16 protein-coding genes are annotated in these 19,659 nt (G+C 70.1%); 3 read left to right on the top strand and 13 right to left on the bottom strand.

Annotated elements, in window-relative coordinates:
- Nucleotides 1-34: 34 nt before the first annotated feature.
- Complete coding sequence (locus ACSQ14_RS20180; RefSeq protein ID WP_436016031.1) at nucleotides 35-2,164, top strand: PQQ-dependent dehydrogenase, methanol/ethanol family; 2,130 nt, start codon at nucleotides 35-37, stop codon at nucleotides 2,162-2,164.
- 237 nt (nucleotides 2,165-2,401) lie between these two features.
- On the opposite strand, the gene ACSQ14_RS20175 is transcribed toward ACSQ14_RS20180, so the two are convergent.
- The 11 genes from ACSQ14_RS20175 to ccoN all read right to left on the bottom strand — a co-directional run bounded on the left by ACSQ14_RS20175 (nucleotide 2,402) and on the right by ccoN (nucleotide 15,279).
- Nucleotides 2,402-4,588 carry a molybdopterin-containing oxidoreductase family protein gene (locus tag ACSQ14_RS20175; RefSeq protein WP_436016030.1) on the bottom strand — a complete coding sequence of 729 codons (2,187 nt, stop codon included), beginning with the start codon at nucleotides 4,586-4,588 and terminating at the stop codon, nucleotides 2,402-2,404.
- Nucleotides 4,589-4,686: 98 nt separating this feature from the next.
- The gene (locus ACSQ14_RS20170; RefSeq protein WP_436016029.1) at nucleotides 4,687-5,928 is read right to left on the bottom strand and encodes an MFS transporter; all 1,242 of its coding nucleotides are present in this window, start codon (nucleotides 5,926-5,928) and stop codon (nucleotides 4,687-4,689) included.
- Between the two features lie 309 nt (nucleotides 5,929-6,237).
- Nucleotides 6,238-7,614, bottom strand: coding sequence for an oxygen-independent coproporphyrinogen III oxidase (gene hemN / locus ACSQ14_RS20165; protein WP_436016028.1), 1,377 nt, complete (start codon nucleotides 7,612-7,614; stop codon nucleotides 6,238-6,240).
- Between the two features lie 44 nt (nucleotides 7,615-7,658).
- Entirely contained in the window at nucleotides 7,659-7,835 is a 177-nt protein-coding gene (gene ccoS / locus ACSQ14_RS20160) for a cbb3-type cytochrome oxidase assembly protein CcoS (RefSeq protein ID WP_436016027.1), read from the bottom strand.
- Nucleotides 7,835-10,021 carry a heavy metal translocating P-type ATPase gene (locus tag ACSQ14_RS20155; protein WP_436016026.1) on the bottom strand — a complete coding sequence of 729 codons (2,187 nt, stop codon included), beginning with the start codon at nucleotides 10,019-10,021 and terminating at the stop codon, nucleotides 7,835-7,837. Before ACSQ14_RS20155 ends, ccoS begins: the two co-directional genes overlap by 1 nt.
- Complete coding sequence (locus ACSQ14_RS20150) at nucleotides 10,012-10,503, bottom strand: FixH family protein (RefSeq protein ID WP_436016025.1); 492 nt, start codon at nucleotides 10,501-10,503, stop codon at nucleotides 10,012-10,014. The genes ACSQ14_RS20155 and ACSQ14_RS20150 overlap by 10 nt, the downstream gene beginning before the upstream one ends.
- Nucleotides 10,500-11,999: a cytochrome c oxidase accessory protein CcoG gene (ccoG, locus tag ACSQ14_RS20145; RefSeq protein ID WP_436016024.1), complete on the bottom strand. Its 1,500-nt coding sequence runs from the start codon at nucleotides 11,997-11,999 to the stop codon at nucleotides 10,500-10,502. The genes ACSQ14_RS20150 and ccoG overlap by 4 nt, the downstream gene beginning before the upstream one ends.
- A 5-nt stretch (nucleotides 12,000-12,004) precedes the next feature.
- Nucleotides 12,005-12,874, bottom strand: coding sequence for a cytochrome-c oxidase, cbb3-type subunit III (gene ccoP, locus ACSQ14_RS20140; RefSeq protein ID WP_436016023.1), 870 nt, complete (start codon nucleotides 12,872-12,874; stop codon nucleotides 12,005-12,007).
- Complete coding sequence (locus ACSQ14_RS20135; RefSeq protein ID WP_436016022.1) at nucleotides 12,861-13,046, bottom strand: cbb3-type cytochrome c oxidase subunit 3; 186 nt, start codon at nucleotides 13,044-13,046, stop codon at nucleotides 12,861-12,863. The genes ccoP and ACSQ14_RS20135 overlap by 14 nt, the downstream gene beginning before the upstream one ends.
- Nucleotides 13,043-13,780, bottom strand: coding sequence for a cytochrome-c oxidase, cbb3-type subunit II (ccoO, locus tag ACSQ14_RS20130; RefSeq protein WP_436016021.1), 738 nt, complete (start codon nucleotides 13,778-13,780; stop codon nucleotides 13,043-13,045). The genes ACSQ14_RS20135 and ccoO overlap by 4 nt, the downstream gene beginning before the upstream one ends.
- 11 nt (nucleotides 13,781-13,791) lie before the next feature.
- The gene (gene ccoN, locus ACSQ14_RS20125) at nucleotides 13,792-15,279 is read right to left on the bottom strand and encodes a cytochrome-c oxidase, cbb3-type subunit I (RefSeq protein WP_436017586.1); all 1,488 of its coding nucleotides are present in this window, start codon (nucleotides 15,277-15,279) and stop codon (nucleotides 13,792-13,794) included.
- Between the two features lie 307 nt (nucleotides 15,280-15,586).
- Between ccoN and ACSQ14_RS20120 the strand changes: the two genes are divergently transcribed.
- Together ACSQ14_RS20120 and ACSQ14_RS20115 are read left to right on the top strand one after the other, a co-directional pair.
- Nucleotides 15,587-15,829, top strand: coding sequence for a hypothetical protein (locus ACSQ14_RS20120; protein ID WP_436016020.1), 243 nt, complete (start codon nucleotides 15,587-15,589; stop codon nucleotides 15,827-15,829).
- A 124-nt stretch (nucleotides 15,830-15,953) separates the two neighbouring features.
- Nucleotides 15,954-16,715, top strand: a complete 762-nt coding sequence (locus ACSQ14_RS20115) for an RcnB family protein (RefSeq protein WP_436016019.1) — start codon at nucleotides 15,954-15,956, stop codon at nucleotides 16,713-16,715.
- A 64-nt stretch (nucleotides 16,716-16,779) separates the two neighbouring features.
- Here the strand turns inward: ACSQ14_RS20115 and ACSQ14_RS20110 are convergent, their stop codons facing one another.
- Both ACSQ14_RS20110 and ACSQ14_RS20105 read right to left on the bottom strand, forming a co-directional pair.
- Complete coding sequence (locus tag ACSQ14_RS20110; protein WP_436016018.1) at nucleotides 16,780-18,147, bottom strand: aromatic ring-hydroxylating oxygenase subunit alpha; 1,368 nt, start codon at nucleotides 18,145-18,147, stop codon at nucleotides 16,780-16,782.
- Nucleotides 18,148-18,255: 108 nt separating this feature from the next.
- Nucleotides 18,256-19,578 (bottom strand): amidohydrolase family protein, encoded by a 1,323-nt coding sequence (locus ACSQ14_RS20105; protein WP_436016017.1) that lies wholly within the window; start codon nucleotides 19,576-19,578, stop codon nucleotides 18,256-18,258.
- Nucleotides 19,579-19,659: the final 81 nt, after the last annotated feature.

Below are 19,659 nucleotides of genomic sequence, written 5' to 3'. Positions count from 1 at the left end.
CACGACAGCAGCCTCCGAAGGAGCGGGTTCTTTGATGCGCCGCGTTTGTCTCAATGTGCTCGCGCTCTCGGCGGCGGCCTTGCTCGCCGTCGGCTGCGCGAAGGACCATCCCAAGCAACCGGACGCCGGCGTCGGCGCGGACGTGAACTGGACCGCCCCTGGCGGATCGGCGGACGAGGCGGCCTACAGCCGCCTGACCGAGATCAAGGCCGGCAACGTCGACAAGCTGGGCCTCGCCTGGTCGCTGGACCTGCCCGAGGAGGTGACGCTGGAGGCGACGCCGCTCTCGGTCGACGGCGTGATCTATTTCTCCGGCGGCTACGCCAAGGTCTATGCGGTCGACGCGGTGACCGGAAAGCTGCGCTGGAAGTTCGATCCGGAGACCTGGAAGCGCAGCCCCGACAGGTTCACCTTCGGCGCCAACCGCGGCGTCGCCTACGAGGACGGGCGCGTCTTCGTGGCGGAGATGGACGGCCGGGTCGACGCCCTCGACGCCAAGACCGGCAAGGTGCTGTGGTCGGCGGACTCCATTCCCGCGGAGTATCCGTACAACAACAGCACCGGCGCGCCGCGGACGATGAACGGCAAGGTGATCATCGGCAACGCCGGCGCCGACTTCGGCGGCCGTGGCTTCGTCACCGCCTTCGACAGCAAGACCGGCAAGTTCCTCTGGCGCTTCTTCACCGCGCCGGGCTCGCCAGAAGCGAACAAGGGCGATCCGGCGATGGAGGCCGCCGCCAAGACCTGGCGCGGCGAATGGTGGAAGACCGGCACCGGCGGCACCGTCTGGAACGGCATGACCTTCGATGCGGAAGCGAACCGGGTCTATATCGGCGTCGGCAACGCCGGGCCTTACGACTCTGAAAAGCGCAGCCCCGGCGGCGGCGACAACCTCTACACCTCGTCGGTCGTCGCGCTCGACGCCAACACCGGGAAGTACGTCTGGCATTACCAGGAGAACCCGCGGGATTCCTGGGACTACAAGGCGACGCCGAACATCGTCATGGCGACGCTCAAGCTCGCCGACGGGCCGCGCAAGGTGCTGCTGCACGCCCCGACCAACGGCTTCTTCTACGTGCTCGACCGCGCCACGGGGAAGCCGCTCTCGGCCGGCAAGACCACCGTCATCAACTGGGCCACGGACATCGACCTGAAGACCGGGCGGCCGATCGAGAACCCGAATATCCGCTATGAGCAGGGTCTGACCGAGATCTGGCCGGGCACCGTCGGCGGCCACAACTGGCAGGCGATGAGCTACAGCCCGCAGACGGGCCTGGTCTACATCCCAATCCAGCAGGTCGGCGGCAGCTTCGCCCGCGATTTGGCCAGCGACAGCGATGCGGCCTTCAACGTCATGGGGCTGATCATCGAGCCGGTCATCAAGAAGCCCGGCGACGGCAAGGGCAAGTTGGTGGCCTGGGACCCCGTCGCCCAGAAGGAGGCCTGGAGCGTCCAGCACGATCACCTGTGGAACGGCGGCACGCTGGCGACCGCTGGCGGCCTGGTGTTCCAGGGCACGGCGGACGGCCTGTTCCACGCTTATGACGCCAAGACCGGCAAGGCGCTGTGGGACTACAACGCCGGCCTCGGGATCATCGCCGCGCCGATGAGCTACAGCGTGAACGGCAAGCAGTACGTCTCGGTGCTCGTCGGCTGGGGCGGCACGGTGGCGGCGATGAGCAAGGTGATGGACGTGGGCTGGAAGTACGGCGCCCAGCCGCGCCGGCTGCTCACCTTCGCCCTCGACGGCAAGGCGACCCTGCCGCCCAGCCCGCCGCGCGACATGACGGTCCACGCCCTCGACGACCCGAAGCTGGTGCTGAAGCCGGCCGACGTTGCCGCGGGCCACGGCCTGTCGATCATGTGCGCCGCCTGCCACGGCGCCGGCTTCCACAGCGCCGGCGCGCCGGGTCCGGATCTGCGGGAATCCGGCGCGACGCTCGATCTCGCCACCTTCACCCAGGTGGTGCGCGAAGGCCGGATGGAGCGCGGCATGCCGTCATTCCAGACGCTGACCGACGCGCAGATCCGCCAGCTCCACGCCTACATCCGCGCGCGGGCTCGCGAGGCGCTGGGCAAGACCGGCCCGACGACTACCGGCGCCAACGCGGCGGCGGCGGCGGCGCAGGCTCCGACCAAGCCGAAAGGGCCGATGACCTACTGACCCGCCTGGCCACGGCGAAGCTTAGCTGACGTGCTCCCTAGCGGGTTCTCGGCGCGGGATCGCAGGAGTTCCTGCCGATCATGGTCGCGGGCTCAGGGGGAGGAAAATGGCGCTCCGGTCAGCACGTCGTGGGCAAGGGTGACCCGAACTCACGCGTCGGCCTCCATCAGCAGGCGCTCGGCATGCCGCTGGCTTGGCGATCGTACTCGCCGCGGCCAACGTCGACGCCCACGGCGGCTAGAACTCATGCTTCAGCGGCAGGTCCTCTGGTTTCGCTCGGACGACGATGACGGGTACGGCGCTCATCCTCGGCATGCCGTGATAGGGATCGGGACAGTCCTCCCAGCTTAGAAGCAGGTTGATATTCGACCCGTCGCGGCGCGGGTCATAGTCGCGATCTGGCCTTGGTCCGAATCCGTGCGTCATGGCGACGACGCCGGCGCGCATGTCCGGATCGCTCTCTACGAAGCCGACGATCGCCCCATGCCGTGAACGGACTTCAATCTGGTCCCCGCTCCGCAGGTCGAGCCGGTCCATGTCCGCGGGGTTCATCCACAGCGGATTGTAGCCGGAGCGCACGATGCCGTCGGGGCGGGGCGAGCTGTTCGTCGTCTGCATCATCCGCCGGCAGACGAGCTGGAAGGGAAAGTCCCAACCGGTCCCGCGCCGCGCGCCCGGGTCTTCCGCGCGAACCTGCGCAAGTTCGGCCAGCATGGCCGGGTCGGCCAACTGCAGTCGCGCGGCGCAGGCGGGATCGCGAGGCCGGACGGTTTCGCGCGCCTCTTCGAAGATCGCGCCGTGCGGATGCCGCTTGACCTCCGCGAGCGGCACCGCGCTGCCGCGGCACATCATCTCGTAGATGTCGTCGGTCAGCGGCTCGTTCTCCATGTCGAAGGGAACGGGCTCGGCCCCGGCGCCGCCATAGACGATGTAGCTGAGAGGCAGGCCTAGCTTGCGCGCGACCCGGTAATAGATCTGCCAGCTCTCCATCAGGTCCGCGCCTGGCGGCGGCGGGAGCAGGGGCGGCCGGTAGAAGGCGTAGGGCTCGTTCCAGTCATAGCCGGGATGCAGGTCGCCGACGGACTCGTTGAGCGCCGACATCGCCGGGGTCTCGAGCTGGTCGTAGGTGGCGATCACATAGTCGGCGTGGACCGCCGTCCCCGACAACTCAACGTCGTGCATGACGAGCAGGTCGAGCTCGCCCAAAGCCTTCACGGTCTTCTTCGTGTCGGGCCATGCGTAGTAGGCCCCGCCGTGAAGGAAGAGCGCCCGCACCCGGTCCGGGCCGTCGGTCATCATCAGGTCCGGAAGCGCGGCGGTGGGCATTCCGGCCACCGTCTGCTGCAGGCCGCGGATTGAGGTGCGCAGGCCGAAATCCCAGGCGGGGTGGGGCGGCGTCGGCTGCGCGCGCCAATCGCGGCGCGGCGTGAGAACCTTGGGGCGGGACACAGGATCGCCCGCGCGCGACCAGAAGCCGCGCAGGGTCTGAATGCAAAGCGCGAGATAGCTGGTGAGGCCGCCCCGCGTGGACATGCTGGTTCCCACGCCCGGCGCCGTATCCCCGCCCTTGGCTTCCGCCAGAATGCGGGCGGCGGCGACCAGGTCCGGTTCCGCAAGGCCGGCGCGGCGCGCGACATAGGCCGGGGTGAAGCCCGCCACCGCCTTGCGAAGCGCAGCGGCCCCCTCCGCATTCTCAGACACGAAGGGATCATCGACGCCGCCGATCTCGAACAGCAGATGGATGAGGCCCGCGAGCACCGTCGGGTCCTCGCCGGGAATGGCCTGGAGGTGGATGGCGGCCCGCCGGGCGGTCTCGGTGCGGCGCGGGTCGATCACGATCATGCGCATGCCCGCCTGCTGCAGCTGCTTGAGCTGCCAGGCCGGGTTCTGCGGCAGATACTGTTTGGACACGACCGGGTTGCCGCCGACGACGAGCAAGGCCTCCCACTGTGAGGGGTGCATCCGCCCGCCTTGCCACCCGCCGTGCAGGGCCCCCGCGGTCAGCAGGCCAGGCTGATCGATCGTGCCGGGCGAGAACATCATCGGCGAGCCGATCGCGGCGAGGAAAGACAGCATCATGCCGGACGCCGCAGGCTGGGCGGCGACGCCGTTGCCGAGGAAGGCCGCTACCGCTTGCGGCCCATGGGCGTCGAGGATCCGCGACAGGCGTTCGGTGATCTCGTCCACCAGTTGCGCGCTGGAGATCGGAACCCGTCGCCCGTCAGGCAGCCGCTTAAGGCTGTGCAGCAGGCGATCAGGGCGGTGATGCTCCTGCGGGATCGAGCGGGCTTTGGGACAGGTGTAGCCGCGATAGAGCGGCGCGTCGAAGTCGCCGCCCACGGCCAGCACCCGATCGTCGTCGATGGTCACGACGATGGGGCAGGAAGAGCCGCAGTTGCGGCAGACAAACGGGCGTTGCTCCATCGCGTGCTTGCTCCCAGCGGCCGATGATGGAGCCGTCGCGGTCGGCCGGCAATGGAGCTGGCTCGGGCCGCCAAGCCGTTGTCGAAACGCTGCTTTTGTTATTCCGCGCCAGACTTGGCCGCCCGCGGGTGTAGTCGGATGGCCGGCACCAGCAGCAGGGTGGCCAGCGCCAGCCCGCAGAACGTCCAGAAGATCCCCGTGTAGCTTCCGGTCAGGTCGAAGATCAGCCCGAACAGCGGCGGCGTGCACAGCAGCGCCCCGAGAATGACGCCGGTGAGCAGGCCCATGGCGCGCCCGACGGCGCGCTGGCCGAACAGTCGCGGCGCCAGGTAGCTTTCGATCGGCACCATCAACCCGCCGAGAAGGCCGGTCAGCGCGACGCCCAGCGCGATGACCGCATAGCCGGCCGCGGCCTGCGTCAGGCAGGCCATGCCCAAGGCGAAACCGCCCAGTGCGGCGAACATCAGCACGCGTGGCCCCAGCTTGTCGGCCAGGGCGGCGAAGTTGAGCTTCGCGATGAAGCTGCAGCCCGCGTAGATCGACACGAGCAAGGCCGCGTCCCTGGCTTCGACGCCCGCGTCGATGGCCAGCGGGGCGAGGTTCGTGACCATGCCTTTCATCCCCGCGGTCACGACGGCGACGGTGACGGCGACCATCCAGAAGGCGGGATCGCTCAGCACGTCGCGGGCCGAGATCGGCGCGCCCGACGCCTCGGCGCGGGAGACCGGCGTGGCCTCAGCCGCGCCGTCGGGATGGAGACCGCGCTCGGCGGGCCGGTTCACCACCAGCAGCGCGGTGGGGACCGTCCACGCCAGCAGGACGAGGCTGAGCCACCGCAACGCCTCGCGCCACTCATGGGCGTTCAGCAGGCCCTGGATGATCATCGGGAAGAGAAAGCCGCCGGCCGAGATGCCGGCGATCGCGATGCCGATCGCCCGGCCCCGCCGCTGGACGAACCAGCGCGAGAGCAGCACGGTCGCCGCCACCGGCCCCATCAACACGTTCGCCGGCGCGATCAGCAGGCCGTAGATCGTCAGCACCTGGTTGAACGAGGTGGTGAACGACAAGGCGGCGTAGCCTGACGCGAGAAACAGCCCGCCGGCGATCATCAGCCGCCTCAGCGGGATCCGGTCCATCAGGTTGCCGAGCAACGGCGAGAGCGCCGCGCAGACGCCGGAAAGCACCGTCATCGACAGCATCAGCACCATTCGGCTCGGGTGGAATTCCGCCGCCAGCGGCACCGCCACGATCGAATAGGTGGAGGCGATCATGCCCGTCGCCGCCAGCAGCATGAAGCACACGCCGACCTGACGCCATCCAACGGCAAAGGAGCTTTGCACGCGTTTCCCCCCATGAGGCGAAGTGGTTTGGCCCCGTGTTCGAGCCAGCCTTCGCGCGGTTGTTTTGAGACTGCTAACTCATTGCCGCGCCGGCGGCCACCGTCGCGCGGTCTGACATCCGCCTAATGCCGCCGGGACGCGCGTCCCGGCGGCGGCGGCTCGCCTGGCGTCGGGCCGCGGCGCGATGCTCGGCGCTGCCCCGGCGGATCGCAACCCCTCCGGCGGCGGTGAGGGCGCGTATCGTTGCAAGCCGGCGCTGGCCGCGCCGCGTCGCCTACCTTCTCGCGGACCTGATCGACGACGCGCGGCTCAGACGGCGGCGGCGTGGCGGCGCGCTTCCGGCGCGAGATGGGCGTCGAAGACCGCGGCGAGCGAGCGGACGAATTGGCGGCCCTCAGGCGCGACGGTCAGCACGGGGCCGCGCCAGTTGGCCAGGCCGTCACGGACGAACGCCTCCAGGCGCGCCATCTCAGGCGCCAGCGCCTCGACCTTGCGCCCGTGGCGCGCGCAGGTCGCCGCAAGGTCGACTTCCAGGTCGCACATCAGCCGCTCGATGATCTCGCCGCGGAAGCGGTCTTCGTCGGTCACCGCGACGCCGCGGACGACCGACAGCTGGTTGTCGCCGACGGCGGTGCGCCAGGCGAGGTCGCGCGTCTCGTTCTGCACCATGCCCTGCGGCAGGGAGCCGATCGCCGAGGCGCCGAGCGCCAGCAAGGTGGGCGCGCTGTCGGTAGTGTAGCCCTGGAAGTTGCGGCGCAGGCGGCCCTCGGCCCGGGCCCGGGCGAGTTCGTCCGTCGGCAGGGCGTAGTGGTCGAGCCCGATGCGCACATAGCCCGCCGCCTGTAGCCGTTCGGCGGCGGCCTCGCTCTGGGCCAGGCGGTCGTCGGGTCCCGCCAGGGCGGCCTCGTCGATCAGCTTCTGGTGCGGCTTCATCCACGGCACGTGGGCGTAGCCGAAGACGGCGAAGCGCTCTGGCCTGAGGCGGAGCAGCGCCTCGATCGTCGAGACGGTGTTGGCGACCGTCTGGTGCGGCAGGCCGTACATCAGGTCGAAGTTGATCGAGCGGACCCCGGCTGCGCGCAGGGCCTGCACGCAGGCGGCTATGTCCTCCAGCCGCTCGGGCCGGTTCACCGCCTTCTGCACCGCCGGGTGCAGGTTCTGCACGCCGAGGCTCGCCCGGCTGAGGCCGCTCCGGCCGGCTGCGGCGACCCACGCGGCGTTGAGCACGCCGGGATCCAGCTCCGCGGCGATCTCCACGTCCGGGGTGAAGGCGAACGCCCCGCGCAAGGCCGCGAACAGCCGGTCGAGGTCGGCCGGCGACAGCATGTTCGGCGTGCCGCCGCCCAGGTGGACCGCCTGCACCGGAAGCCGGGCGGGCAGGGCCTCACGGAGCAGACGGATTTCCTGCAGCAGCAGCTCGACATAGTCCGCTACCGGCCGGCGGCGCGTCACCGCGCGGGTGTTGCAGCCGCAGTACCAGCAGAGCTGGGCGCAGAACGGGACGTGCAGGTAGAGCGAGATCGGCGCGTCGGCCGGCAGCTCGGCGAGCCAACCGCGGTAGGTGGCCGCATCGACGTCCGGCGTGAACTGCACCGCCGTCGGGTAGCTGGTGTAGCGCGGGGCGCGCTCGCCGTACTTGGCGAGGCGCTCGGCGGTGGAGAGCGGGCGCGGACGGATGTCGAGCATGCGCCGAGCCTAGGGTCGGCCAAACTCTCCAGCGCTGACCTCGATCAAGCCCGCGGCGGCCAATCCGGCGGCGGCCGATCCTCGGCGTCCTCGATGAGGATGCGCGCGGCGTCGCCCGCCGGGTCCTCGTACTGGCGGCTGCCCAGCGTCCACCAGAAGGCGATCACCCCCAGCAGGCCCAGGAAGATCGACATCGGCGCCAGCATCATCAGGATGCCCATCAGCGGCTCCCGGGTCGCAGCGGCAGGCGGACGCGCAGCGCGTTGAGGGTGACCACCAGCGAGGAGCCGGACATGGCCAGGGCCGCGACGAACGGATTGACCAGCCCGGCCATGGCGGCGGGCGCGGCGATCAGGTTGTAGAGCGCGGCGAAGCCGAAGTTCTCCAGCGCCCGGGCCTGGGCCGCCTGGGCGACGTCGAGCGCCTCGCTGACCGCGCCCAGCCGCTCGCCCGCGAACACCAGGTCGGCGGCGTTCTGACTGGCGTCGAGCGCCGAACCGGGGGCCATGGCGGCGTGCGCCCGGGCCAGCGCCGCCGCGTCGTTGAGCCCGTCGCCGACCATCAGCACCTTGCGGCCCTGCGCCTTCAGCGCGTCGACCGCGGCCGCCTTCTCCTCGGGCGAGAGGCCGGCGCGCCAGGCGGCTATGCCGCAGCCCTCGGCCGCAGCGGCCACGGGGGCGGCGACGTCGCCGGAGAGGATCTCGACCGTCAGCCCGCGCGCGAGCAGGGCGGCGACCGTGGCCGCGGCGTCGGGGCGCAGCTGGTCGGAGAAGGCGAAGCGGATCGGCGCCTCGCCCTCGACGGCGAACCACAGCTCGGTCTCGCGGCCGGACGCGGCGCCGACGAAGCCGGCCCGGCCCAGCCGCGAGCGGCGGCCGTCCACCAGGCCGGCGACGCCCAGGCCGGCGTGTTCGACCACGTCCTCGGCGGTCGGGCCGGGGCCGGCCTCGGTCGCCAGCGCCTTGGCGAGCGGATGGGCCGAGGCCCGGGCGAGCTGGGCGGCGCGCGCCAGGTCGGGGCTCGCGGCCGCGATCAGCCGGGGGCGGCCCTCGGTCAGCACGCCGGTCTTGTCGAACACCACGTGGTCGACCTCGGCCAGCCGCTCCAGGGCGGCGCCCGACTTGACCAGCACGCCGCGGCGGAAGAGCCGGGCCGAGGCGCTGATCTGGACGGCGGGGGCGGCCAGGCCCAGGGCGCAGGGGCAGGTGATGATCAGGACGGCGACGGCCCGCAGCAGGGCTTCGCGCACGCCCAGGCCCAGCGCCAGGCCGCCCACCAAGGTCAGGGCGGCGGCCGAGTGCACCACCGGGACGTAGATGGCCGAGGACTTGTCGGCGAGGCGGACGTACTTCGACTTGGACTGCGCGCCGGCCTCGACCAGCCGAGCGACGGCGGCGACGGCGGAGTCCTCGGAGCGGGCCAGGGCGCGGACCTGCAGCACCCCGGTGAGGTTGAGCGCGCCGGCGCGGCAGACGGCGCCAGGGTCGACCGAGGCCGGCAGGGTCTCCCCAGTGAGCAGGGCGGTGTCGAGCTGCGAGGCGCCGGCCTCGATCCGGACGTCCACCGGCAGCCGCTCGCCCGGCCGGACCACGAGCAGGTCGCCGACCGCCACTTCGCTCAGCGGACGGCGATGCTCCTGGCCGTCCGCGCCCAGCACGCTGGCGGCCGGCGCCTGCAAGGCAAGGAGGTCCGCGGCCGCGCTGCGGGCCTTGAGCTTCAGCTGGTGGTCCAGCCAGCGGCCGATGAGGAGCAGGAAGAGCAGCGAGACGGCGGCGTCGAAATAGGCGTCGCGACCGCGCAGCAGGGTCTCGGAGAAGCTGATGACCAGGGTCAGGATCACGCCGATCGAGATCGGCACGTCCATGTTGGCGCGCCGGGCCTTCAGCGAGCGCCAGGCGGACTCGAAGAAGGGCATGCCGGCGTAAAGGGTGCAGGGCGTCGCCACCAGCGCGCACCACCACATCATCACCGTCCGGGTCGCCGGCCCGAGCTCCTGGCCGAACAGCCCGGCCCACAGCGGCACCGAGAACATCATCGTGTTCATCGCGCCGAACGCCGCCACCGCCAGCGCCAGGATCAGGCGTCGCCCCTCGCGGTCGTTGGCCTCGGCGGCCTGTCCTGGATCGTAGGGAGTGGCGGGGTAGCCCAGCCGTTCGAGGACGGCGATCACCGCGCCCGGGTCGGCGCCGGCCGAGGTCCGAAAGCCGACCGTCAGCTTGCCGCTCGTCAGGTTGAGGCGGGCGTGCGCGACGCCGGGCAGGGCCTGGGCCTCGCGCTCGATCTTGGCCAGGCAGCCGGCGCAGCGCGCGCCCTTCACCAGCAGATCCAGGGTCGGGCGGTCGCTCGCCTTGCCTTTCAGGTAGGCGGAGAAGTCCGGCGACCGGCCGGCGTCATAGGCTAGGGCCACGTCAGTCTCCGCTCGGCTTCGAGGCTGCGGCCGGCCGGGTCACGGGCCTCGACCGTCAGGTCCCAGGCGCCCGAGAGCCCCCCGGCCGGGGCGCGGTAGCGGCCGGGCGAGACCTCGCGGAAGGTCAGCGCCTTTCGGTCCTGCTCGGTCGCCGGGCGCTCCAGCCGACCGGTGACGGCGAGGCCGCTGAGCGGCGCGCCCGCGCGGTCGCGCACCTCCAGGCTCACCGCCAGCGGCTCCGCCGCGGCGGCCGCGCGCCAGCCGAGCTCTTCCTGCGCGGCGATCCGCGCGAGCTTGCGGTTGTAGAGCAGGCCGTCCTCGTAGGGCGTCACCGACACCGTGCCGGGGAATGTGCGCACGGCCAGCACCGTGAAGACCACGTCCACGGCGATGACCACGGCGAAGAAGCCGACGACGCCCGCCAGCACATGCCAGCCGGTGATGCGAAAGCCCGGACGGGTGTCGGGTTCGGCGTGGCTCATGGGACCTCGGCTCCGGTGATGAACAGGGTCTCGGCGCGCACCTCGGTCGCGCCGTCGCGCAGCACGAAGGCCGAGGGCAGGTCGCGGGCGTGGAACGGCGGCGGTGCGACGACGAAGACCCGCGCCGTACGCACCGCGTTGGCCGGGGCGATGATCTGCGCCGAGCCGGTGACCGCCGCTGCGCCTACCGGCTTCAGCTGGGCGCCGGGCGCGCCCTCGAAGCGCACCGCGATGGTCTTCGCCTGGAAGCTGCGGTTGGCGATCTTCAGCGTGTAGCCGTTGCGCACCGAGCCGTCGCGCAGGCGCACGAAGGTCGGGTTGCGGTCGCGCAGCACGTGGACGTCGAGCGCCGTGCGGGTCGCCAGGCCCCAGCCCGTCAAGCCGGCCACCAGCGCCAGCGCCGCCGCGTAGTAGAGGGTGCGCGGCCGCACCAGCCGGTAGATCGGCTTCTGTCCTGCAGCCCGCGCGGCGACCGCGGCGTCGGTGTCGTAGGCGATCAGGCCGCGCGGCCGCTCGACCCGCAGCATGATCTCGTCACAGGCGTCGATGCAGAGGCCGCAGTTGATGCACTCCATCTGCGGGCCGTTGCGGATGTCGATGCCCATCGGGCAGGCCACCACGCACTGGCGGCAGTCGATGCAGTCGCCGCGGCCGGCCCAGCTCTGGCGCTTCTTGTGCGCGCCGCGCGGCTCGCCGCGGTCGGAGCGGTAGGTGACCTGCAAAGAGTGCTGGTCGAGCATCGCGCCCTGGATCCGCGGCCAGGGGCACATGTAGGTGCAGACCTGCTCGCGCATGAAGCCGGCGAGCAGATAGGTGGTCGCCGTCAGCACGCCGCAGGAGAGGTAGGCGCTGACCGGGGCCTGGCCGGCCCAGAAGTCGCGCAGCAGGTCCGGCGCGTCGTGGAAGTAGAAGATCCAGGCGCCCCCGGTGCCGAACGCCACGCCGAGCCAGACGAGATGCTTGCCGGCCTTGCGCCACAGCTTGTTGAAGCTCATCGGCTCGGCGTCGAGCCGCATGCGGGCGTTGCGGTCGCCCTCGAACAGCCGCTCGACGTAGATGTAGAGGTCGGTCCAGACCGTCTGCGGGCAGGTGTAGCCGCACCACAGCCGGCCGAAGAGGGCGGTGGTCAGGAACAGGGCGAGCGCCGCGATCACCAGCAGGCCGGTGAAGAAGTAGACCTCCTGCGGCCAGAGCTGGATGAAGAAGAAGTAGAACCGCCAGTGGGCGAGGTCGACGAGCACCGCCTGTTGCGGCAACCCCTCCGGCCGCGCCCAGCGCAGCCACGGCGTCACGTAGTAGATCGAGAGCGTGACGATCAGCAGCGCCCACTTGATCGCCCGCCAGCGGCCGTGAACCAGCTTCGGATAGATCGGCACGCGCGGCTTGTAGAGCCCGCCGGCCTTCTCCTTCGCGCGCAGGCGCTCGGCCGCCGACACCGGCGCGGGCCCGCGCTCGGGGTCGGGGGGCGGGGTCCTGCGGTCGATGACCACGGTCATGGGGGCTACCGACCCCCGGCGTTGGCGTGGATGTAGACGGTCAGCGCCTTGATGGTCTCCGGCGACAGCCGCGTCCCCCAGCTCGGCATCACCCCGCCGCGGCCGGCGTGGATCTGACCGCGGATGTCGTCGCGGCTGGAGCCGTAGAGCCATTCGGCGTCGGTGAGGTTGGGTGCGCCCTTGGTCGGGTCGCCGGCGCCGTTGGCGCCGTGGCAGGCGGCGCACTGCTCCTGAAAGAGCGGCGCGGCGCGGCCGGCGGCGGCGGTGTCGGCCGGCCGCCGTGAGAGCGCGACCACATATTCCGTGAGGTCCTTGATCTGGCCCGGGTTCAGCATGCCGTCGCGGCCGAAGGCCGGCATCTGGCTCTGCCGCGTGTCCGGATCGGCGGTCCGCACCCCGTGGGTGATGGTGTGTTCGACCTCGCTCAGCGTGCCGGACCCCCACAGCCAGACGTCGTCGCGTAGGTTGGCGTAGCCCTTGCCGCCGGTCCCGCCGGTCCCGTGGCAGGTGGCGCAGTTGTCGCCGAAGACCGAGCCGCCCAGCGCCAGTGCGTAGGACTGCAGCTCGGGATCCTGCTCGATCTGCTCCAGGCTGGCGTTCGTCAGCCTGGCCGCGCCCTGGCCGCGCACGGCCTGCAGCTGCCGCAGCTCCTGGGCGAGCTGCGCGCGGTCGGACTTGCCGAGCAGGCCCTTGGTGTAGTCGTGGATCCCGGGCCAGGCCGGCATCAGCAGCCAGTAGACCGCGGCGACGGCCACCGAGGCCCACATCACCACCAGCCACCAGCGGGGCAGGGGGTTGTCCAGCTCACGGATGCCGTCCCACTCGTGCTCGGTGGTCTCGACCCCGGTGACTTCGTCGATCTTACGATCCGACATGATCGGCCTCGTCCTCTTCGAGGGGCAGGTGGGCGAGACGCCGGAACGCCTCCTTGTGCTTGGGCCACAGCGCGTAGATCAGGCCGGCGACGAAGATCAGAATGAAGTAGACAAGGCCGCCCTGCTGGGCGAAGCGCGCCACGGTCTCGTATTCGAGGTTTGCAATGCTCATCGCATGTTCCTCGGGTCTTCGGCGCGGTAGGTCTTGAAGTCGACCATGGTCCCGAGCATCTGCAGGTAGGCGATCAGCGCGTCCATTTCCGTCAGCCGGTCCGGATCGCCGTCGAAGTCGCGCTGGGCGATCTTGGCGCCGTAGCGCTTCCGCAGGCCGGTGCCGCGCGAGTCGAACGGGTCGGCCTGCGCCTGCAGGTCGTCCACCGCGTGCTCCAGCGCCGCCTCGGCGTAGGGCACGCCGACCTTCTGCTGGGCCTTCAGGGCCTGGACCACGTCGCGGTAGTCGAGCTCCTTCTGCGACAGGAAGGCGTAGGGCGGCATCACGGATTCCGGGACGACCGAGCGCGGGTCATCGAGGTGCTGCTTGTGCCAGCTGTCCGAATACTTGCCGCCGACGCGCGCCAGGTCCGGGCCGGTCCGCTTGGAGCCCCACTGGAAGGGGTGGTCGTACATGCTCTCCGCGGCGAGGCTGTAGTGGCCGTAGCGCTCGACCTCGTCGCGCAGCGGGCGGACCATCTGCGAGTGGCAGGTGTAGCAGCCTTCGCGGATGTAGATGTCGCGGCCCTTGAGCTCGAGCGGGGTGTAGGGGCGCACTCCCTGCACTTTCTCGATGGTGCTCTCCAGGTAGAAGAGCGGGCTGATCTCGATCAGGCCGCCGATCGCCACGACGACCAGGATGCCGATGAGCAGGACCAGCGAGCGCCGCTCGAAGTGGGCGTGATGCTTCCACATGGGGGGCTTCCTTATTCCGCCGCGAGGGCGACGGCCGGGACGGCGCCCGCCGCCGAGACTTCGCCTTGGGCGACGTCGGGCATGCGGATCGTGCGCCACAGGTTGACGGCCATGATGACCGCGCCGGCGAGGTACATGGCCCCGCCCAGGGTGCGGATGACGTTCTCGATGTGCTTGGCGGACACGGTCTCGACGAAGGAGTTCGCGAGGAAGCCCTGGGGCGTGTATTCGCGCCACATCAGGCCCTCCATGATCCCGGAGACCCACATCGCGCAGATGTAGAGCAGGATCCCGGTGGTCGCGATCCAGAAGTGCCACTCGACGAGCCGGTTGGAATACAGGGCCGGCTTCTTCCAGAGCCACGGGACCATGCAGTAGAGCGCGCCGAAAGTGATGAAGCCGACCCAGCCCAGCGCGCCGGAATGCACGTGGCCGATGGTCCAGTCGGTGTAGTGGCTGAGCGCGTTGACCGCGCGGAGCGACATCAGCGGACCTTCGAAAGTGGCCATGCCGTAGAAGGCGAGGCTGACCACCATCATCCGGATCACCGGGTCGGTGCGCAGCTTGTCCCAGGCCCCTGACAGCGTCATCAGGCCGTTGATCATGCCGCCCCAGGACGGCATCCACAGCATGATCGAGAAGGTCATGCCGAGCGTCTGCGTCCACTGCGGCAGCGCCGTGTAGTGCAGGTGGTGCGGGCCCGCCCAGATGTAGATGAAGATCAGCGACCAGAAGTGGACGATCGACAGGCGGTAGGAATAGACCGGCCGCTCGGCCCGCTTGGGGACGAAGTAGTACATCATCGCCAGGAAGCCGGCGGTCAGGAAGAAGCCGACCGCATTGTGGCCGTACCACCACTGGGTCAGGGCGTCCTGGACCCCGGAGAAGGCCGAGTAGCTGCGGGCGCTGGTCAGGCCTACCGGCATCGCCAGGTTGTTGACGATGTGCAGCATGGCGATGGTGACGATGAAGGCCAGGTAGAACCAGTTGGCCACGTAGATGTGCGGCTCTTTGCGCCTGGCGATCGTGCCCAGGAAGACCAGCAGATAGGCCACCCAGACGATGGTCAGCCACAGGTCGGCGTACCACTCCGGCTCGGCGTATTCGCGGCTCTGGGTGATGCCCGCCAGGTAGCCGGTCGCGGCGATCACCAGGAACAGCTGGTAGCCCCAGAACACGAACCACGGCCAGAGGCCGCCCGCGAGCCTGGCCTTGCAGGTCCGCTGGACGACGTAGAAGGAGGTGGCCATCAGCGCATTGCCGCCGAAGGCGAAGACCACGCCCGAGGTGTGCAGCGGCCGCACCCGCCCGAAGTTCAGCCAGCCGGCTTCCGGGAAGTAGAAGAGGTTCGGCCACGACAGCTGGGAGGCGATGAACACGCCCGCCGCCATCCCCGCGATCCCCCAGAGAACCGTGGCGATGACGCCGGCCTTGATCACGTCGTCCTCGTAGCGGCCGGCGTCCGTGCGGAACCGGCCGGACGTCAGGCCGACCGTCATCACGGCGCAGGCGACGACGAAGGCGGCGATGAAGATGTAGCCGCTGAAGCGGAAACTCGGGTCGTCGCTGACGGCCGTCGCCACCAGGCTGGCCAGGGCGCCCAGGGCGCAGAATAGGAAGAGAAGGACCGCATCCAACGGCGCCTCCTCGTGGCGAGCGGTGCTTGCGGTCATGGCCCCATCGAACCCGGGTGAACTCTGGCCGAGGTGATGTCCCGCCGCGCTTCCGGCCGCCTTGATGTCGCTCAAGGCTGGGCCGCCTGATGCATGGGACGGAGTCATCCGGTCAGCGCCGGAGAACCTTCAGATGCCTATGTCCCGCCGCGCCTTGCGCACCGTCGGCTTCGGATCCCTGGCCCTGGCGGGCGGGTTTGGTCTCGCGGCGCTGCGCCACATGAGCGAGGTGGCGGCCTACGGCGACATCTGCGGCGGCGCCATCTCGCATTGCGCCGCCTGTCCGGCGGCGGCCGGCGCGGCCTTGCTCGGGATCAGCGCCTTGTTGCTGGCGGCGCAGGCGCCGTCGGCGCGGATGCGCGTGGGCGGTCGTTAAGCGCTCCCTCGCGCCGCGCTCGCCCGAGCGGACAGAGTCAACAAAGCTGCACCTTTCCTGTTCAGCGTCGCTTTAGCCCCCGGGACCGATCGTTCTGACGACTACGGTCGAAACAGGAGCGATGATGCGTAAGGTTCTGATGGCGGCGGCGGCCGTTCTGATCGCGCTGCCCACGGCTGCGCTCGCCGACCGCGACGGACACGGACGAGGGCGCGACAAGGAGCGCCACCACCACGACCACCACCACGACGAGGGCCGCCGCGGGCACGTGGAGGACCGGCGCGAAGGATCGCGCGGGCGTCCCATCGTGGTTCGCGAGGCCTGGCGTGGCCGCCCCGAATGGCGAGGCTACAGCGGTCCCCGCGACGGGTACTGGTACGCGCCGGGCTACGGCTACAGACCCGCCGCGCGTGGCGTCGAGTGGCGGCGCGGCACCTATGTGCCGCGCGCCGACCGCGTCCACTACGTGCAGGACCCGGTCTATTACCGCCTGGCGCCGGCGCCGCGCGGACATCGCTGGGTCTACGGGGACGGGAATTTCGTCCTGATGGCGCTCGGCACAGGGATGATCACCTCGGTCGTCGGCATGTCAGAGCTGGCCGACCCCGGGCCCCCGCCCGCGCGGAGGGCGGTCTATGCCCCGCCACCCCGCGACGACACCATCGTCGTCGCCCGGCGCGAGGACGTCTGGCGCGGCGACGACGGCCAATATCACTGCAAGCGTTCGAACGGGACGACCGGCCTGGTGATCGGCGCCGCCGCCGGAGCGCTGATCGGCCACGAACTCGACGGGGGTCGCGACCACACGACCGGGACCATCGTCGGCGCAGCCGGCGGCGCCCTGCTCGGGCGCGAGATCGAGCGCGGCAGCCTGCGCTGCCGCTGAACCCGCCGGACGCCAAGAGGAGTGACGGGCAAAGCGTCACTCCTCCGTGTCGCCGATCCGAGCTTCAGGGCTCCTGGTCGAGCGGCCGGGGCGCGCCTGCGCCCATGTAGCGGGCCAGATTGCGGTGCAGGCTGGCGACAGCGCCCTCAGCCTTGGGATTGGGGATGTTGCCACGATAGCCGCCGATCTTCATGCCCTGCTGCACGGCCGCCATGTTCGAGAAGTCCTGCGGCAGGACGCTGCCCCACCGCGGGTCGTCGGCGGCCAGGTATTCCCACTCGGTCTGCGGCGCCTCGCCCTCAGGGAACAGCTCGAGCACGGCGGCCTCGAAGATGCACTTGTCCGGATCGTAGCCGTAGGGCCGGGCGCTGTAGCAGAGCGCGTTGTTCAGCGCGTGGCCGATCTGGAAGTTCGGGAAGAGCTGCCAGGCCGTGCCGGCCTTGGCGGTGTGCTCGGCGTCGACCGAGGGCCAGATCACCCCGCGGGCGGCGTCGTCGCGCCGGGCCGTGCTCAGCCAGTGCCTGAGCACCTCAGGCGCCGGCGTGCCTTCGGGCAACTCGTCGACCAGCCGCTGGGCGGCGTCGACCAGCGTCTGGGTGGTGTTCGTGTTCACCTGCTCCCAGGTGTAGGCCTGCATCTGAGCCGTGGAGAGGCGGGGATCGGCGCCGGCGCCGAGCCTTAGCTTGGCCTGGTTCTCCTCGAGCCCTTTCGGCGCGTCGTAGCCGATATTGCTATGTATTCCCTGGGCCTTCGCCCAGCCGCGGAACTCGCCGAACTGCATGAACTCCGGGTGCGTGACGGCGACGTGGTAGGTCTCGTTGAACGCTTCCAGGGCGACCTTCCAGTTGCAGTCGAAGACGATCCAGCGACGCCACCGGTAGCGCATGTTCTGCAGCTCGAACGGGTCGAGCATGGATGCGGCCGGCTCGAGATAGTCGCGCAGCGGTTCGCATTCGGGATCCATGTTGATCCAGATCCAGCCGCCCCAGGTCTCGCAGCGAACCTCGCCGAGGCGCGTCCGCGCCTCGGTCAGCGCGCCGCCCCAGTCGTTCTTTTCGAGGATGTGGACGCAGCGGCCTTCCAGGTCGAAGCTCCAACCATGGAAGCCGCAGACGAAGCGCACCTTGTCGCCGCGCGCATTCCTGGCGCCCGGCGGCGTGTCGACCAGCCGGCGGCCGCGATGTGAGCAGACATTGTAGTAGGCCTTGATCGTGTCGGGCGCGGAGCGGACGATCAGCAGGCTGTCGTCCTGGATCTCGTAGGTCAGGAAGTTGCCGACTTCCGGAATCTCCTCGACGCGTCCGACCTGCTGCCAGACCTTGCGCCAGAGCTTGTCACGCTCTGCGCGGGCGTAGTCTTCGGAGATGTAGGCTTCGACCGGGAAGATCTCGGGCTCGCCGAAGGCATGGCGGGAGGGCGCAGCGTCGCTCATTTCATCCTCGTCCTGTTGCAGGTCGCCCAGCGCACCGTCGGCGGGCCGCCTGGGCCCGACGGTGACCGCAGGCGCCGCGCGGGGCTTCCGCACGGCGCCTGCGCCGCTTCAGGCCAGCTCTTTCGCGCGCTCGGCGGCGTGTTGCTTGAACATGGTCATGATGTCGCCCGAGGTGACCGGACGGTCGTCCTCGGTCGGGCGCGAGCCGCCGGAGGACTTCGGCGCGGTGTCGACGCCCTTGGCCGCGGCCTTGGCGCGCAGGGCGCCCACGGTGAGCTCCTCGCGCTTGTAGTTGGCGAGCAGGGAGTCGTGGCGGAAGAAGCGGATCGCGTTGCCGTGCGTCACCTTGTCGATCTGCTCGGCGCTCAGGTGCTTGACCGAGTCCCACAGGTGCTCGGGCACGTCCGGCCACAGCGCGTCGGAGTGCGGGTAGTCGCACTCGTAGGCGACCATGTCCTCGCCGATCTCGTCGAGGTGGCGCAGGCCGAAGCGATCGTCGACGAAGCAGTGCAGGAAGTGCCGCTTCACGAGATCGCTCGGCTTCAGGTTCTGGAAGCGCGACCGCGTCCAGGCCTTGTGCCGCCAGTTGGAGAAGTCGGCGCGCTCCATGAAGTAGGGCACCCAGCCGATGCTGCCCTCGGAGATGGCGATGCGCAGCTGCGGATAGCGCTGCAGCTCCTCCAGCTGCAGCCAGTCGGCCAGGCCCTGGGCCACCGACAGCGGCATGGTCGAGATCCACGCCTCGATCGGCGTCTCCATCGAGGCGTGCGGGGCCGGATTGCCGCTGCCGATGTGCAGGGCGATGGTCATGTCGGTGTCGGCGATCGCCTTGTAGACCGGGTCCCAGTAGTCGTTGTGGATGCTGGGCAGGCCCTGGACCGTCGGGTTCTCGTTCATCGAGACGGTGCGGAAGCCCTTGGCCGCCAGGCGGTGGATCTCGGCGACGGTGGCGTCGGCGTCCCAGGTCGGCAGGATGCCGAGCGGGATGAAGCGGCCGGGGTAGGCCATGCACCACTCGTCGTAGTGCCAGTCGTTGTAGGCCTGCATGTGGCGCAGGGAGAGCGCCTTGTCGGGCGCCTTGTGGAAGGTCTGGCCGTCGAAGCCGATGGAGTTGCCGAAGCACATGGAGGCGGCGACGCCGTTCACGTCCATGTCGTCGATCCGGGCGTGGACGTCGTGGCAGCCGTCGCGCAGCTGATCGAGGTTGGTCGGCTCCATGCCGTATTCCTCGGGCGGCCGGCCGACCACGGCGTTCAGGCCCACCGACGGGCGGATATAGCCCTGGTACCGCCAGAAGTTCTTGCCCTTGGCGTCGACCTCCAGCTTGGGCGCGCTGGCCAGCAGGTCGCCGGTCAGCTGGTTGTCGAACAGGGTCGGGGGCTCGCAGATGTGATCGTCGACGCTGACGATCAACATGTCTTTCATTTCCATCGAATGTCTCCGGGGCCGGGTGTGAGGTCCAGTGTCCCAGCCTCCGGCGGGGCGGCCTTGACCTCGGACAATTTCACGCAA

This window comes from Phenylobacterium sp. LjRoot219, assembly GCF_964252995.1.
Taxonomy (GTDB): domain Bacteria; phylum Pseudomonadota; class Alphaproteobacteria; order Caulobacterales; family Caulobacteraceae; genus Phenylobacterium.
Note: the sequence above shows the minus strand (reverse complement) of the source record. Positions and strands in the feature narration are given on the sequence as shown.